Source organism: Rouxiella sp. T17 (assembly GCF_036663475.1).
Taxonomy (GTDB): domain Bacteria; phylum Pseudomonadota; class Gammaproteobacteria; order Enterobacterales; family Enterobacteriaceae; genus Rouxiella.
The window spans coordinates 38288-54512 of the sequence record NZ_JAWUEA010000011.1 but is presented as its reverse complement, the minus strand read 5'-3'; the positions used below and the strand labels follow the sequence as shown (position 1 = coordinate 54512).

The window sequence follows — 16225 nt, the reverse complement described above, 5'->3', positions numbered from 1 at the left end:
TTTGGCGCTCCGGAATATCCAGCAACATTAATTAGATTAACTTAAGGTTGACGCTATTTGCCTTAAGGTTCCAATATTAAAGAATGTTTACTTTGAGACGTTTTTGATATGGAACTTCGCCATCTGCGCTATTTCGTTGCCGTCGCCGAAACGGCAAATTTCACCCGCGCCGCAGAAAGACTAGGGATTTCACAACCTCCACTGAGCCAGCAAATACAACGGCTTGAGCATGAAGTGGGCACGTCGTTGCTCAAGCGATTAACACGAGGCGTCGAGCTTACGGAAGCCGGCAAGGTGCTTTATGAAGACGCGTTAATCATTCTCAAATTGTCTGACGCAGCCCTCGAGCGCACCCGCAGCGTGGCGCGCGGCATGCAAGGATTCTTACGTATTGGCTTTGCCAGTTCGTCGGCGTTTAATCCGCAAGTTTTCTCGTTGTTGCATCGTTATCGCGACAAATATCCCGGCGTGACGCTGGAGCCGCAGGAGCGCGATATGTCTGGATTAATGACGGCGCTGAGTGAAGGCGTGATTGATTTGGCGTTTGTGCGCCTGCCGTGCGAGCGCAGCAAAGATTTTAACGTGCGGGTGATTGATGACGAAGAGATGGTGGTGGCGCTGCCGAAAATGCATCCGCTGAGTCGCGGCGAGAGTGTGTCGCTGGCTGAATTACAACATGAAACGCTGATTACTTTTCCGCGCGAACTGTCTCCGGGCCTGCACGATGCCGTGATTGCCGCCTGCGAAGAGGCCGGATTTACGCCGAAATTGGGCCAGCAATGTCCGCAAATTGCCTCGTCCTTAAGCATGGTGGCGACCGGTTTTGGCTATGCGCTGGTGCCCGCATCTTTGGGGAGAATCGACGTCGCCAACGTCTGTTGTCTGCCGTTAGCCAATCAGCGAATCACCACCCAAATCGCGCTGGCGTGGCGACGAACCGCCCAGGGAAAGGCGGCTCAGCACCTGCTTAATTTAATGTCGCCGCTGCGCGTGGAGTAGGGTGCAGCAGTGGGGACATCAGCATGGAAAACAGTCTGGAGATCAGTGAGAGCCCGCGTTTAACGCATTTTCCCCAGACGTTTTTTTCTATAGTCGCGGTAACCTTTAAACATGTAGCGCAGTTTCAGCAGCTTCTGTTTTTCGAAGAAGATCACGCCAATCAGCAGCTGTTTATTGAACTTATCGTAATCCTGCGTGAATTCCGGAAAGCGATCGCGCATTATCAGGCGGTTGCGAACAATATAATATTTTCTCACCGCGCCGTGATGCATCACCCACATGGCGCGTTTGAAAAGATAAGGATGAAGCTGCGTATTTCCCAGCTTGTGTTCCATATGGACGTTGGCAAAGCTGAAAATCTTGTAGCCGTTTTGCGTCACCTTATAGCAAAGGTCGTGGTCTACCTCGTCGATAAAGAGCTCGTCATCGAAGCCACCGATTTTTTTATAAGCGTCGAGGCTCAGCAAATTGCCCGAGGTTATTACCCTTAAAGAATATCCTGGCGCCTGTTCTTCATTAGTGAGCGGCGTAAAGACGGCAATAGACGGGTCTTCTAGGCGCTTGCTTTCAAACTCTGCGATAAAGGTGGTCATCGCCTGCGAATTAAAGCTGGAGTCTTGGTCCATGGTTAGGATCCACTGATAACCTTTCTCCAACGCCCGCTGGCAACCTTTATTTAGCGCCGTAGCAATACCGAGGTTATCGCGGTTGGCGATATAAACAACTTTACCGGTTTGCTGGTCCAACTCGGCCAGTAACGAGGAATTATCCCCCGCGGAGTTATCTACCACGTACAGGTTTTGCACAAAATCTAAATAAGATTTTATATTCTCGACTTCTATCGCCGTTGGATTAAACCAAACCACTACGCCAGCCAGAGGTGTTAACGGGGCGCTAGCTTGTTCACTCGACATTTAAGAACGTCTCCATATGGATTTGGTTTTATATATAATCAACAGCGCGACGATGGCTTCGGTAGCGAGCACGGAAATAGCGGCACCGCTTGCGCCCGACAGCCAGATAAGCGGGAAGATAACCACGGTATTCAGCACCGCACCAAACCAGAGTATTTGGCTGAATTCCTTTTTCATGCCAATGATTAACATACCCTGAACGCCGAGCACGGTGCTCACGCTAATACAGAAAATCATCGGAGCCAGAATCATCAGAACCGGCACGGAAGGAAGATAGGTCGGGCCATAAAATACGGTAATAATTTCGTGAGCAAAGCCCATCAGCAGCAGCGAAATCGCCAGCACGATGGCGTTTTGTCCGTAGAGCAGCTTGCGGATCATCTTGAAGCCTTGCTCTTTATTGGTCGCCATTACTGAACTGATTCGCGGATAAAACACCTGCGTTACAGGACCCATCAGGCCTTGAATCGCCATACGAATCTTGTCTGCCGCAACATAAATACCGACCGTTACCGGACCGGCGGCAAAGCCGAGGAATACGGGAATACTGTTGACATAAACGCTGCCGGCAATATTTGACAGGAAAATATAGCGGCCGTCGTGGATCATCTCTTTTATTTGCGGGTAACTTGGCAGACTCCATTCAATCCATTTTTCGCGATAGATCATATAAAAACTGAACAGTGAACCTAAAATGAATCCCATACCCGTAACGAGGGCGACAATCCAGGTATCGGCAGGCGAATGCACGAGAATAAATATAAATGGCAGAGTAACGACTTTGGCGACAATATTGGAAATCGCCATCCAGCCCATTTTTTCCATGCCTTGAAACAGCCAGCCGGGTAAATAAGCAGCACCGATAACCGAGGTATAAGAAACCACAATGACCGTAGCGTATTCTTTAATACTGGGAATAAACTGCACGATGATAAACATCGCAATGGCGCTCAACACAATCAATACGGTTTTACAGAACAGCACGCCCCAAAAAACCTGACTGACCAAGGTCTTGTTATCTTTGTTAATGGCGATTTTATTGGTGGCGGAGAGGTCGAAACCGTACTGAACGATCAGCGTAAAGTATTGAACAAACGCAAAAGAGAAGCCGAGAATACCGTATTGGCTTGGTCCAAGGACTCTGACCAGATAGGGGAGCGTGATGAGGGGTAAAATATATCCAGCACCCTGAATCATAAAGAGCGATAATATATTTTTCACCATATTTTTGTTCACAAAATGATACTCCCAAAATAAAAACGTCATTAAGTCCAGGTAATAATTCTATGAGTATTTGTTACTCAAAAACATTATCGCCTTGACCAAATTATTCAGAATTTCCTGATAGTATCTTTAGTAATGTCCGATACTTACAGAATCCCAACACTTCTTCTCAATCATTGCGGGTTTTAATCGATCCCCGTCACAAAATTCACTTTGGCAGTGTAGCCTTATTGCGCGCAACTTTTCAAGTTTCACCTTTTTTAATCAGTTAACTGTGCGCTTTATAAGAGACATTCAATCAGGCCGGTTTTCAAAAACAGCGTGTACTGTTTTTATAAGCCAAACAATTTTACAAGCCAAATAAAGCCCGCCAACCGGTGAGGGCTGCGGGCTAGGAACACGATGTCAGGTCAACGCGAGAAAATCAGTTAAACGCGTTGCCAACTTACCTTTTGTTAGAGACTAAACACGTTAAAGCCCAGAATGGGTCAATTTCAACGTTAGTTGAAGACCATACCGCCGTCGATCAGCAAAGATTGGCCTGTCATATAATCTGAGTCTGAGCTGGCGAGGTAAGAGACGCACGAGGCGACGTCTTCGGGTTCGGAAAGGCGTTTCAAGGTGATATTTTTGGCAAATTCCTGCGTGCCATAACCTACCGGTTTACCCGCAGCGGCAGAAACCTGACGATCAATCTCTTCCCACATCGGCGTTTTGACAATGCCGGGACAGTAAGCGTTGACGGTGACGCCCAGCGAAGCCAGGTCGCGCGCGGCGGTTTGGGTCAGCCCACGCACGGCAAATTTGCTGGAGCTGTAGACAGCGAGTTCCGGATTACCTACGTGGCCTGCTTGGGAACACGCATTGATGATTTTGCCGCCGTGACCCAAGGATTTAAAGGCTTTAACGGCGGCCTGAATGCCCCAGATAACGCCTTTGACGTTGATATTGTAGACTTTATCGACAATCTCGGGGGTGATGTCTTCGATGAGCGTGGTTGGCGCAATGCCGGCATTATTGATAATCACATCAAAGCCGCCCAGCTGTTGTTTGGCCGCGTCGACGGCGGAGAAAACCTGATCCCTATCCGACACGTCGGCAACCTGTGCGATGGCCTTTCCGCCCGACTGATTAATCTCTTCCGCGACTTTCCTTGCCGTTTCAGCATTGAAATCGACGACCGCGACGGCAAATCCGTCTTTGGCTAAACGCAATGCAATGGCTCGACCAATTCCCTGACCCGCACCGGTAACCAGCGCAACTTTTCCATTTGTAGACATATCGCTATCCTCATGAGTGTATTGTGTTTTTCATTCAGGAGGCTGCGCGTAATCGTAGGGTTATTCGTGCTTTCTACGGTTACGTGAGCTGCTATCATGTGTACGCCTATAAGCTAAGATGTGCAAATAATGTTAAGGGCATTCAACTTTTCATTGATCTTGGGCAAGATTTTCAACTTTTTTAATCTTATAGCCGTGTGGCGTTAATAGAATAAACCGTAAAACGGGCGCCGCTACCTCCTGTCGAAACCTTGGTGTATTCTCTTTTTATCTCTGAAAAACACCTTAACAATGAGCGAAACGTATTATGAACTCATCACTTTTTCACCGTTATCATGGCTTGGGTAACGACTATCTGGTTTGTCATCAAAGCGTCGCGGCGCAGTTTACTCTTGAGCAGATCAGCCGCATTTGCGACAGAAATTATGGCATTGGCTCCGATGGCTTGCTGATTGATATTGACGACGAAGAGGTTCCACGCGTTCGTATCATTAATCCTGATGGTTCCGAAGCGGAAAAAAGCGGAAACGGCCTGCGAATTTATGCTCGCTACCTGTTTGATATCAAACGCGTCGGTCATGCGCCTTTTCTGGTAAACACGCTCGGCGGACAGGTTAGCTGCGAAGTGACCGACGGCGCGCACCAGATTATTGTCGATATGGGGCAGGCAAAATTTACGCCGTCGGCCTTGCCCGCACATGTGGAAGGCGAGGAGATGCTCGACCAGCCGCTAGTGGTTGGCGGTCATGAACTTAACGTGACGCTGGTGTCGATGGGCAATCCGCACTGTGTTGTGCGCGTTGAAAAACTCGATTTGCCGCTGGTGCATCAGCTCGGGCCAGAGATAGAAACGCTGGCGATTTTCCCGAAGCGCACTAACGTGCAGTTCGTTGAAGTGATTGACCGCGCCAATATCAGCATCGGCATTTGGGAGCGCGGCGCGGGTTACACGCTGGCTTCGGGAAGCAGCAGCTGCGCCGCCGCCAGTGCAATGCGCAAACTCGGACTTGTTGACGACAATGTCACCGTCACCATGCCCGGCGGCCAACTCGCCATCTCATTCTCGGGTGATTTCATGGTCAACATGCGCGGCCCGGTACAGAAAATCGCCTCCATCACCCTCGATGCCGACTGCTTTTATGATTTGAAGTAATAAAGGCAGTCAGCCTTGCAAGGAAATTGTGACTCTTGTAATCAGCGCTGGCGGCCCAATACGGATGCGCCGACGAGGCCGCCTTGGGTGGCGTATTTGCCGGGGACGATCAGGGGAGAAGGGTAGTTGTGCAACGTTGCGCCGCGAACCTGCTGGTCGAGGGCGGCGATGAGCGGAACGACTGTAGCAAGGCCGCCGCCGACGACGACTTTTGTGGGGCCGAGAATATTCACCATCAGCGCCAGCGGCTCGCCGACCAGCATCACCCACGCTTTGAAGGTCTGTGCGGCCTGCACGTTGCCTTCTTCCCAGCCGCTAATTATCTCAAAGCTGTCGAGCGTTTGCTGGTGGAGTTCGAAATGTAAACGCTCGATTCCGCGCGCGCCGCCAAGCATATCCAGGCATCCGACCTGTCCGCAGCCGCAGGGCAGGCGCGGGATCTTGACTAATTCGTTATCGATAACCAGTTCGGTGCGAGTGATTGCGCCATGACCCCATTCGCCGGTCACGCCGCCGTGTCCGCGCACCAGCTGGCCGTTAAATACCACGCCGCCGCCCACGCCCGTGCCGAGAATAATGCCAATCACTACCGGCATGCCCATCGCTTCGCCGACGTGCGCTTCGGCCAAGGCAAAACAGTCGGCGTCATTGGCGACGCTGACCCTGCGCTTAAGCTGCTGAGTCAATTCGGCGGCAAGATTGTGTTCGGCAAAACACGGAATATTGCTGGCCATCACCTCACCACTTTGCGGCGACACCAGTCCGGCGGTTGAAATCGCCAGCGGCGTATCTTCAGGCACGTCGCTGCCGTGCTCGGTCAGCAACATTTGCAGCGCGAGCACAAATTCGTCCCAGGATTGGGTAGGCGTCGCGACTTTAGCCAGCACGGTGACTTCACCCTGCTGACGCGAAATTCCAAACTTGATAAATGAACCACCGATATCGGCACAAAATACCACCGTGCCTGTATTAACCATCATGAACGCTTGTCCAGTAAGTCGCGTAACCCGTCGCCCAAGACGTTAAATCCTAGCACGGTCAGCATGATAGCCAGACCGGGGAACAGCGAGAGATAAATATTTATGCCGAGAAAGTTTCGACCATCGCTCATCATTGTACCCCATTCCGGCAGCGGCGGCTGTACGCCCAACCCAAGAAAAGAGAGGCTGGCGGCGGCAAGAATGACAGTACCGGCGGTCAGCGTTGACTGGACTATAATCGGCCCGATGGCGTTGCGTAGAATATAATGAACCACGATGCGATACCATGACAGGCCCAGCGCCTGCGCGGCTTCGACGTATTCCATGCGTTTCAGGCCGAGCGTCAGATTACGGCTCAGTCGCGCATAAACCGGAATCGCAAACAGCGAGATGGCAATCAGTAAATTAATCAGTCCGCCGCCAAGAATACTGACCACCAAAATAGCCAGCACGATGCCCGGAAAGGCAAACAGCATGTCCATCAACCACATGATAATCAAGTCAATATAGCGTCCCGCCATGCCAGACAGCACACCCAGAGGAATGCCGATGATCATCGCCAACCCGACTGAAAGCACCACCTCGATAATGGATATCCGCGCGCCATAAATCACGCGGGCAAAGATGTCGCGGCCATAGTCATCGGTTCCAAAAAGGTGATCGGCAGACGGCGGTAGCAGGGTGTCGATCAAATCCTGTGTGTAAGGCGAATAATGAGTAATAAAGGGGGCGAACAGGCCGAGTAGCACGATAGCGGCCACCAGCGCGCCGCCAAAAGTGATGGCCGGATGACGCCATAACCAGCGCAAAAACAGCTGACTGCGGCTTTTTCTTTTCGTTTCGACAGCAGTGACTGCGCTCATCAATCAAACCTTATTTTGGGATTGAGCAGGGCGATCATCAGTTCGCCCAGCAGGTTCATGATGACCACGCCGCAGACGGCCACCAGCGCAACGCCCTGAATCACCGGATAGTCGCGATAGCGCACCGAATCTACCAGCAGCCGGCCAATTCCGGGCCAGTTGAACACGGATTCGGTGACCACCGCGCCGCCGACCAGACTGCCAAAGTTAAGCGCGACAATAGTCACAATCGGGATCAGCGCGTTGCGAAACGCGTGGCTGCAATAGATGCGCATCGCCGACAGCCCTTTGGCGCGCGCGGTGCGGATATAATCCTCCGACAGCACGTCGAGCATGCTCGAGCGGGTCATGCGCGCCATCACCGCCATCGGCAGCACCGCCAGCGTAATGGAGGGTAAAATGTAGCTTTTCCAGGAGGTTGCGCCGAGCAAAGGCAACCAGCCGAGCTGCACCGAAAAGGTGTTCATCGCCATCAGCCCCAGCCAGAAATTCGCTATCGAGGCACCGGCAATGGCCAGCAGCATGACGCCGTAATCCGGCCAGCGATTGCGATAAACCGCGCCCACCATGCCCGCTGGCACGCCAATTACGATAGCCAGAAAATAGGCCAGCACCGCCAGCGCCAGCGTGTAGGGCAGTCGCTCGCCAATCTCCTGCGTCACCGGCTGCTGTGATTGCAATGAAAGCCCGAGATTACCGTGCAAAATATCGCGGGCAAAATGGCCGTACTGCACGGCGATCGGCAAATCGAGGCCGAGGCGCGTGCGCATATGATCGACCGCTTCCTGCGTGGCCTCCGGTCCGGCCATCATGCGCGCAGGATCGCCCGGCAGCGCGCGGATCGACACAAAAATCAGGAGCGACACGCCGATGAGGATCACCGGAAAAGCCAGCAGTTTTTTGGCGAGATAGGCTTTCATGGCACGTCCTAGCTTTTATGCGCGTCTTTGACGATGACGTTACCGCCCGGGATCATCCAGACATTCGAGACGTTGGCACCGGTGGCGTAAAGGTCGTTCTGATAGTAGAGCAACACCTGCGGCGCCTGAAGGTTAATCTCCTGCTGCGCCTGCACGTAAAGCTGATTACGCGCGTTGACGTCGAGCGTCGAGGCGGCATCGTCGAGCAATTTATCGAGTTTGGCATCGCTAAAGAAGCCGAGATTGGCCCCGGTCGGTGCAAAGCTGCCGCTGTAGTAAAGCGGGCGCAATTGGAGATCCGCGCCGTTTACGCCGGATGACCACGAAGCCAGCACCGCGCCTGTTGCATCGGCTTTTTTACCGGCCGCGTCGGCGAAGGCGGCTTTGGTCCACACGCCGCTTTCCATCTGGCGAACGTCAAGTTTGACGCCAATCTTGGCCCACATGCTTTGCAGAACCTGACCAATGCGCGCATCAGCGCCCTGCACGGCGATCGACATGGTGAAACCGTCGGCGTAACCGGCCTCTTTCAGCAGCGCTTTTGCCTTGTCGAGATTGAGCGGATAAGGGTTGAGCGTTTTGTCGTATCCCGGCGTGATAGGCGCGAGCGGCGAGTTGGCTGGCGTGGCGAAACCGGACATGATCGCCCGCACTAATCCGTCGCGGTCGGTCGCGAAGTTAAGCGCCTGACGCACGCGCACGTCATCCAATGGCTTGAGCTGAGTGTTGAGCGCCACCCAGAAAACGGACGCGCCCGGGCTTTCGTGCAGCTGGAATTTCGGATTGTTTTTCAATACGCGAGCAAACTGCGGCGGCACAGGATTGATAACGTCGGCTTCACCGGCCTGAAGCGCCATATTCATCACGGAGGATTCCGCGCTCCACGTCCATTTTATGTCATCCGGGCCGGCGGATTTGCCCCAGTAATGAGGGTTTTTCTGTTCCAGTACGAACTCGCCGCTTTTGTATTGCGCCATTTCATACGGGCCGGTGCCGACCGCCTTGCTGTCAAGCGTACCGGCCTTGTCCGCCGTCGGACTCACCATTAAACATGCGCCGGTGGTCAGCAGATTTAGAAACGCGGGATAAGGTTTTTTGAGCTTGAATACCACTTTGTTGTCATCGACTTTACTGACGCTGTCGATAAAAGTGCGTAATCGTCCGCTGGCCGCAAGCCCGCGTTTTACATCCAGATGGCGGGCAAAGTTGGCAACCACGGCATCGGCATTAAACGGCGTGCCATCGTGAAACGTGACGCCGCTGCGCAAGGTAAAGGTCCACACCAATCCGCTGGCGTCGCTGCTCCAGGCCGTGGCGAGCGCCGGCTCCAGCTTCAGCTCGGGTGACATCTTCAGCAATCCTTCATACATCGGATCCAGCACCGTCGCGGTAAAAGTGGCGGTTTGATTACCCGGATCCATGCTGCGGGGCGCTTCATTTTGCATCACCGTAAGCGTGGCGGCCTGCAAAGGAGAAGCGAGAGCGGCAAAAAGCGCGCAGCCGAGCAGCGTTAAACGACGCGGAGTGCCTAGAGTATTGAAACCTGTCATAGATTTTCCTTGCCAAGGGGAGAGGCGAAAATTGCCTTTGAGACATTCTCTACAAAGTCATGATGTTTATTTCATATGAAATGCTTATGTATGATTCTTTAGTTAAATTTGTGAACTAATTAACCTTGATATATTCATTTTAGGTGTTTAATGTCAAGGCAGATGAGCTAAAAATGAGAGTCAGAAAACAGAATGCTAACTTCGCTACAGCGACAAATTCTCAGTGCGATCAGTGCCGCTGGTGGCTTAAGCCGCACCGAATTGGCACAGCGCTGTGGCCTCAGCAAGGCGGCAATGAGCGGAATTATTCGCGAGATGCTGGAGGCCGGATATCTGCGGGAAGCGTCGACGGTTAACGGAACGGGGCAGGGCAGGCCCGCCGTGAAGCTGCTGCTGCGCGCGGAAGGCGCCTATTTTATTGGCGTTTCGCTGTTGCAGGATCCCGCGCAGCTGGCGCTTATCAATCTAGACGGCGATATTTTGGCCCGCGCAGAGTTTGAAATGGGCGCGCTGAGCCGTGATCCCCAATTGTTGGCCGAAAATATTGCCAGGACTTTGCCCGAGCTGCTGCGTGAACATCCACACGCCAACGCAAATGTGCAGGGCATGGGCGTCACGCTTTCAGGTTTTATCGATGAAAATCAGGCGATTTGCGTACAGTCGGCGCTATTGGGCTGGCGAAACGTGCCCCTGGCCGAGCTGGTGACAGAGGCCACCGGCATCGACGTATTTATTGAAAACGATGCCAAAGCGCTGGCGGTCAGTGAAAAACGTTTCGGACAGGCAAAAGAGCTGGAAACCTTCACGCTGGTGAGCCACGGCGCGGGTATCGGCAGCGCCTCGTTTATCGCCGGAAAACTGCATCGCGGCCTGCACGGTGGTGCGGGCGAAATCGCGCACTGCACGATGGAATTAAACGGCACGCCCTGCCGCTGCGGCAAACGTGGCTGCCTCGACACCCTTGCCTCGCTCAACGCCATTACGGATATGGCGCGTGAAGAGGGCCTGGAAATAGATAATTTACTCGCGCTGGAACAGCTGGCCGTAGGCGGCTCGGCGGCGGCGATAAGAATTTTGCATCGTGCCGGGTCGGCGTTGGGTTTAGCGATTGCGCATTTAATCCAGATTATCGACCCCAGCCTGATTTTAATTGCCCACCAGCCCGCCGCCTTTGACGGACTGCTTGGCACGGTGGTGCAACAATCGATTGAAAACAACGTCTTGCCCGGATTTGCTGGCCTAACGCCGGTGAAAACTTTTGCCATCGATGAAGAGACCTGGGTGCGCGCTGCGGCGAGTATTGCTGCCCACCGTTTTCTGGATGGCCCTGAACTTTCGTTGAGGTAATCATGCGTATTGCAGTAGGCGGTATCCACATAGAATGCAGCACCTATAATCCTGTTCTTAATGAAGAAAAAGATTTTCGCGTGGTGCGTGGTGACGCGCTGTTGGCCGCCTCGTATTTTGAATTTTTAAAAGATTATCCGGCTACTTTTCTGCCCACCGTGCATGCCCGCGCTATTGCCGGTGGACCCGTTTCCCGCGCCACTTATGAGGCTTTCAAAGCCGAAATGCTGGCAGGTTTGGAAGCGCAAAAACCGTACGACGGCATCTATTTAGCGATGCACGGTGCGATGTATGTGGAAGGCATGGAAGATGCCGAAGGCGACTGGATAGCCGCCGCGCGTGCAGTCGCAGGTGCAGACTGCCCCATCAGCGTGAGCTACGATTTGCACGGTAACGTGTCGCAGCAAATCATTGATGCGATTGATATGTTTTCGACTTACCGCACTGCGCCCCATATAGATGTTGAAGAAACAATGCGGCGTTCGGTCACGATGCTGGTGAAAAGTCTGCAAACCGGCGTGAAACCGACGCTGTTATGGGTGCCGATCCCCGTGGTGTTGCCGGGCGAACGCACTAGTACGGAGGATGAACCCGCGAAAAGCCTTTATGCGCGATTGCCGGAAATTGACCAGCTTGACGGCGTTTGGGACAGCTCGTTAATGGTCGGTTACGTGTGGGCCGATGAGCCACGCGCCACGGCGGCGACGATTTTTACCGGCACCGATCGCGCCGTGCTTGAACAGCAGGCGACTACACTGGCGCAGGCCTACTGGGACGCGCGGGAAGATTTTGTTTTTGGCTGCCAAACCGACACGCCGGAAGCTTGCGTAAGAGAGGCCATTGCCAGCCAGACGCGTCCCGTGGTGCTGGCCGATTCGGGCGATAACCCGACGGGCGGCGGCGTGGGCGATCGCGCCGATGTGCTGGCCGAATTGATTACGCAGGGCGCGACGGAAACGCTGGTGGCGGGAATCACCGATTTGCCTGCCACCGACGCGGCTTTCGAGGCGGGCGAGGGCGCAAAACTTAATGTGACGCTAGGCGCATCGCTTGACCCGTCAAGCCCACAGGTGAGTGGCGAATTTACCGTACTACGTTTACATCATGGAGCCAACGCCGCCGATCGTCAGGCCGTGCTGCGCATTGACGGCATCAATGTCGTGGTCTCTGCTCGCCGCAGGCCTTATCACAACATTGCCGATTTCACCCAGCTCGGGTTATCGCCGCAGCAGGCGAAAATCGTGGTGGTCAAGTCGGGCTACCTTTCGCCCGAGCTGGCGCCTATCGCCCAACCTAACCTGATGGCGCTCTCCAACGGCGTGGTCGATCAGTTCGTCGAACGCCTGCCGCGCCTGCGAAAAACCGTGCCGACCTTCCCCTTTGACAGAGACTTTGCCTTTGAACCCAAGGTTTTGCTGTCGGCCCGCTCGTCTCTTTCCGCCTATAAAGGATAACCACTATGACCGCTGCGCAGCCCGTTTTGCAGGTTGAGAATCTGACCACCTCGTTTCAAGGCGACGAGGCGTGGTTGCCAGTGGTGCGCAATCTCTCTTTCGAGGTTTATCCGGGCGAAACGCTGGCGATTGTGGGTGAATCAGGATCGGGTAAAAGCGTGACCTCGCTGTCAATAATGCGGCTGCTAAACGCGCGCGGCAGCAAAATTGACGGCAAGGTGCTATTAAATCAGCGCAGTTTGCTGGGCCTCTCCGAGAAGCAGATGCGCGAGGTGCGCGGCAACGACATCGCGATGATTTTTCAGGAGCCGATGACCTCGCTGAATCCGACGTTTACCATTGGCCGTCAGATTGCCGAAACGCTCAGGGCGCATCGCGGAATGGGTAAAAAAGCGGCGCGTGAAGAGACGTTACGGCTGCTGGAAAAAGTGCGCATTCCCAACGCCAGCGCGCGTTTTAACGAATATCCGCACCAATTTTCGGGCGGCATGCGCCAGCGGGTCATGATTGCCATGGCGCTGGCGCTCAAACCCAAACTGCTGATTGCCGACGAGCCGACCACCGCGCTGGACGTCACGATTCAGGGGCAGATTCTCGACCTTATCAAGACTCTGCAACAGGAAGAGGGCATGGCGGTGCTGTTTATTACTCACGACATGGGCGTGGTGGCCGAAATTGCCGATCGCACGTTGGTGATGTATCGCGGCGAGTGTGTCGAAAGTGGTGACACGGCGACGCTGTTTGCCGCGCCGCAGCATCCTTATACCCGTGCGCTGCTGGCCGCCGTGCCGCGTCTGGGCGAGATGCGTGGCCGCGAATATCCGCTGCGTTTTCCGGCCCTTGATATGCAAACTGGCGTGTCGACGCCGCCGCGCGAGAGTCGGGTCAAGGTTGAAACGCAAACTGCACCTTTGCTCTCAGTCAAAAATCTTTCGGCGCGATTTCCGGTGTTGGGCGGGATTTTCTCCCGTCCGGTTGGCGCGGTTCACGCCGTGGAAAATATCAGTTTTGACCTCTATCAGGGCGAAACGCTGTCGCTGGTGGGGGAGTCTGGCTGTGGTAAATCGACCACGGGGCGGGCGATCACTCGTTTAATGAATCCGCACGCCGGGGAGATTACCTTTGACGGTTTTGACGTCATGAATCTTAGCCGTCCCGAGCTGCAAACCCTGCGCCAGCGGGTGCAGATGATTTTTCAGGACCCTTTCGCCAGCTTGAATCCGCGAATGAAAATTGGCGACGCGCTGGTCGAACCTATCCTTCAGCATCGGCTGGCGGGCAAGGTCGAAGCGCGCGAAAGAGCGGCCGACTTGCTGAAAAAGGTCGGCCTGTCGCCTGACATGATGCAGCGTTATCCGCACGAATTTTCTGGCGGTCAGCGCCAACGAATTTGCATCGCACGCGCGCTGACGTTAAATCCAAAAATGATTGTTGCCGACGAATCGGTGTCGGCGCTGGATGTCTCTGTCAAAGCGCAGGTGGTCAATCTGCTGCTGGATTTGCAGGAAAGCATGAACCTTTCCTATCTGTTTATCTCCCACGATATGGCGGTGGTCGAGCGGGTGAGTCATCGCGTGGCGGTGATGTATCTGGGCGAAATCGTCGAAATCGGCCCGCGTGCGGCAATTTTTGATAATCCGCAGCACGCCTATACCCGCAAGCTTATTGCCTCCGTGCCGGTGCCTGATCCAGCTAGGCGAGGCATCAGACGCCAGCAAAAAGTGGAGGAGTTGAAGAGTCCGGTGCGTCCGCTGGGTTATCAGCCGCCCGCGCGCGATTATCGGCAAATCAGCGACGATCATTGGGTATTGGCGACGGGGAATTAATCCAAAAGTTGCTACGTAAAGATAAAGCGCGGGTCTAAAATTATTCTACAATATGCGCCATCAAATCAGGGTCAGTCTTGTTAACACAACGATCGTTACGCTGACGCCTTAATGCGTGCTGTTCAAGCCGCAGTGAGTTTTAAATCGCTTTTTGCTGGAGTAGTCATGTCAAATCAGTTTCCAAGTTTACGCCCTCGTCGTCTTCGTCAGTCTGACTCTTTGCGCGCGCTGTTTCAGGAGAATCAATTCAGCGTTGATGACCTCGTGTTGCCTATTTTCGTTGAAGAAGAAACCTCGGAATATGCTGTCATTGAGACCATGCCGGGCGTGCTGCGTATTCCTGAGTCAAAGCTGGCGTATGAAATCGAACGTTACGCCAAAGCGGGGATCCGCTCGGTCATGACCTTTGGTATCTCCCATCATATGGATGCGACCGGTAGCGATACCTGGAACGAAAACGGCCTCGTGGCCCGCATGGCGCGGATTTGCAAAGACACGGTGCCAGAAATGATTGTCATGTCAGACACCTGTTTCTGCGAATATACCTCGCACGGACACTGTGGCGTGTTGCATGATCACGGCGTAGATAACGACGCAACGCTCATCAATCTTGGCCGTCAAGCCGTGGTTGCAGCGGCGGCGGGTGCTGATTTTATCGCGCCTTCTGCGGCGGCCGACGGTCAGGTGCAGGCGATTCGCCGCGCGCTCGACGAAGCCGGATTTATCGACACCTCCATCATGGCCTACTCAACCAAATTTGCCTCTTCTCTCTACGGACCTTTCCGTGAAGCAGGCGGCAGCGTGTTGCAGGGCAATCGTAAAAACTATCAAATGAATCCGATGAACCGTCGTGAAGCGGTACGCGAATCATTGATGGACGAGCACGAAGGTGCCGACGCGCTGATGGTTAAACCGGCGGGTGCTTATCTTGACGTGATTAGCGACATTCGTGCGGCATCACGCCTGCCGCTGGCGGCCTATCAGGTGAGCGGCGAATACGCGATGATCAAGTTTGCGGCGCAGGCCGGCGCTATCGACGAGCGTAAAGTGGTGCGTGAATCGCTGGGTGCAATCAAACGCGCTGGCGCAGATATTATCCTCTCTTACTTCGCGATGGATATTGCCGAGCAGGGTGTCGATTTTAACTAATCGGCACCGCGTGCATTAACGTATTGCCCTAAAAATTATTGTTGCTAAAACGCAAATCGAAGCCTGACTTTCTGGTCGGGCTTTTTTTATGCATTTACGATAGCCCTCGCAAATTTAACCTTCAAATCGGCAATGATTGATATTTAATAGTTTCGGATCGCGCCCAAGGTTTATGTTAGCTCATTGAAAATCATCGATAAGTTAAAAAAATTAAACCTATGCCAAACTCCTTATCTGTCACTCCCTCGTCAAACTCGGACAGCTTTATGATCCGTCAATTGCTCGCTCAACCCCAGCATGGCAGGCCTGCGTCGATTTTTGAGGTGGGAAATTCGTCCAGACAACCCGACAGCTCGCGCGCGACTACTCGCTATTTACCTTATCTATCGCCTTCTCGTTCGCTTTTAGGAAAGAGAACCGCGACTTCTGACCTTTTTGACGCCTTCAAAAGACCGCATTCGCCTTTGGCTAAACGCCTTGGCTCAGAGGCGGGCGCGTCTGTTACCTCCACTAGCAACGAAGGTGAAAGCTGTCATGTCGGCAAGTTTTTGCAGAAACCCTGCGAA

13 protein-coding genes are annotated in these 16225 nt (G+C 53.6%); 6 read left to right on the top strand and 7 right to left on the bottom strand.

The window, feature by feature from the left end; translation table 11 throughout:
* The first annotated feature begins 108 nt into the window (after positions 1 to 108).
* Positions 109 to 999 carry a LysR family transcriptional regulator gene (locus SC206_RS03450; protein WP_332734202.1) on the top strand — a complete coding sequence of 297 codons (891 nt, stop codon included), beginning with the start codon at positions 109 to 111 and terminating at the stop codon, positions 997 to 999.
* A 59-nt stretch (positions 1000 to 1058) separates the two neighbouring features.
* On the opposite strand, the gene SC206_RS03445 is transcribed toward SC206_RS03450, so the two are convergent.
* The 3 genes from SC206_RS03445 to SC206_RS03435 form a co-directional block, all read right to left on the bottom strand.
* Positions 1059 to 1913, bottom strand: coding sequence for a glycosyltransferase (locus SC206_RS03445; protein ID WP_332734200.1), 855 nt, complete (start codon positions 1911 to 1913; stop codon positions 1059 to 1061).
* Positions 1914 to 3149 (bottom strand): flippase, encoded by a 1236-nt coding sequence (locus tag SC206_RS03440; protein ID WP_332734198.1) that lies wholly within the window; start codon positions 3147 to 3149, stop codon positions 1914 to 1916.
* Between the two features lie 488 nt (positions 3150 to 3637).
* Positions 3638 to 4417, bottom strand: a complete 780-nt coding sequence (locus SC206_RS03435) for a (S)-acetoin forming diacetyl reductase (RefSeq protein WP_332734196.1) — start codon at positions 4415 to 4417, stop codon at positions 3638 to 3640.
* A 307-nt stretch (positions 4418 to 4724) separates the two neighbouring features.
* Here SC206_RS03435 and dapF point away from each other — a divergent pair, with 307 nt between their 5' ends.
* Positions 4725 to 5570, top strand: a complete 846-nt coding sequence (gene dapF, locus SC206_RS03430; RefSeq protein ID WP_332734194.1) for a diaminopimelate epimerase — start codon at positions 4725 to 4727, stop codon at positions 5568 to 5570.
* A 41-nt stretch (positions 5571 to 5611) separates the two neighbouring features.
* Here the strand turns inward: dapF and SC206_RS03425 are convergent, their stop codons facing one another.
* Genes SC206_RS03425 through SC206_RS03410 form a run of 4 tightly spaced genes read right to left on the bottom strand, consistent with a single transcriptional unit; the run spans position 5612 to position 9883 of the window.
* A complete protein-coding gene (locus tag SC206_RS03425; RefSeq protein WP_332734192.1) occupies positions 5612 to 6550 on the bottom strand; it encodes an ROK family protein in 939 nt (312 codons plus the stop codon).
* Positions 6547 to 7413, bottom strand: a complete 867-nt coding sequence (locus SC206_RS03420) for an ABC transporter permease (RefSeq protein ID WP_332734190.1) — start codon at positions 7411 to 7413, stop codon at positions 6547 to 6549. Before SC206_RS03420 ends, SC206_RS03425 begins: the two co-directional genes overlap by 4 nt.
* Positions 7413 to 8333, bottom strand: a complete 921-nt coding sequence (locus SC206_RS03415) for an ABC transporter permease (protein ID WP_332734188.1) — start codon at positions 8331 to 8333, stop codon at positions 7413 to 7415. Before SC206_RS03415 ends, SC206_RS03420 begins: the two co-directional genes overlap by 1 nt.
* 8 nt (positions 8334 to 8341) lie before the next feature.
* The gene (locus SC206_RS03410) at positions 8342 to 9883 is read right to left on the bottom strand and encodes an ABC transporter substrate-binding protein (RefSeq protein ID WP_332734186.1); all 1542 of its coding nucleotides are present in this window, start codon (positions 9881 to 9883) and stop codon (positions 8342 to 8344) included.
* 192 nt (positions 9884 to 10075) lie between these two features.
* On the opposite strand from SC206_RS03410, the gene SC206_RS03405 reads away from it, so the two are divergent.
* The 4 genes from SC206_RS03405 (at position 10076) to hemB (ending at position 15659) form a co-directional block, all read left to right on the top strand.
* Positions 10076 to 11230, top strand: coding sequence for an ROK family transcriptional regulator (locus SC206_RS03405; protein ID WP_332734184.1), 1155 nt, complete (start codon positions 10076 to 10078; stop codon positions 11228 to 11230).
* A gap of 2 nt (positions 11231 to 11232) precedes the next feature.
* Complete coding sequence (locus tag SC206_RS03400) at positions 11233 to 12684, top strand: M81 family metallopeptidase (RefSeq protein WP_332734181.1); 1452 nt, start codon at positions 11233 to 11235, stop codon at positions 12682 to 12684.
* 5 nt (positions 12685 to 12689) lie between these two features.
* Complete coding sequence (locus SC206_RS03395) at positions 12690 to 14510, top strand: ABC transporter ATP-binding protein (RefSeq protein WP_332734179.1); 1821 nt, start codon at positions 12690 to 12692, stop codon at positions 14508 to 14510.
* A 165-nt stretch (positions 14511 to 14675) separates the two neighbouring features.
* Positions 14676 to 15659 carry a porphobilinogen synthase gene (gene hemB / locus SC206_RS03390; RefSeq protein ID WP_332734177.1) on the top strand — a complete coding sequence of 328 codons (984 nt, stop codon included), beginning with the start codon at positions 14676 to 14678 and terminating at the stop codon, positions 15657 to 15659.
* Positions 15660 to 16225 lie beyond the last annotated feature (566 nt).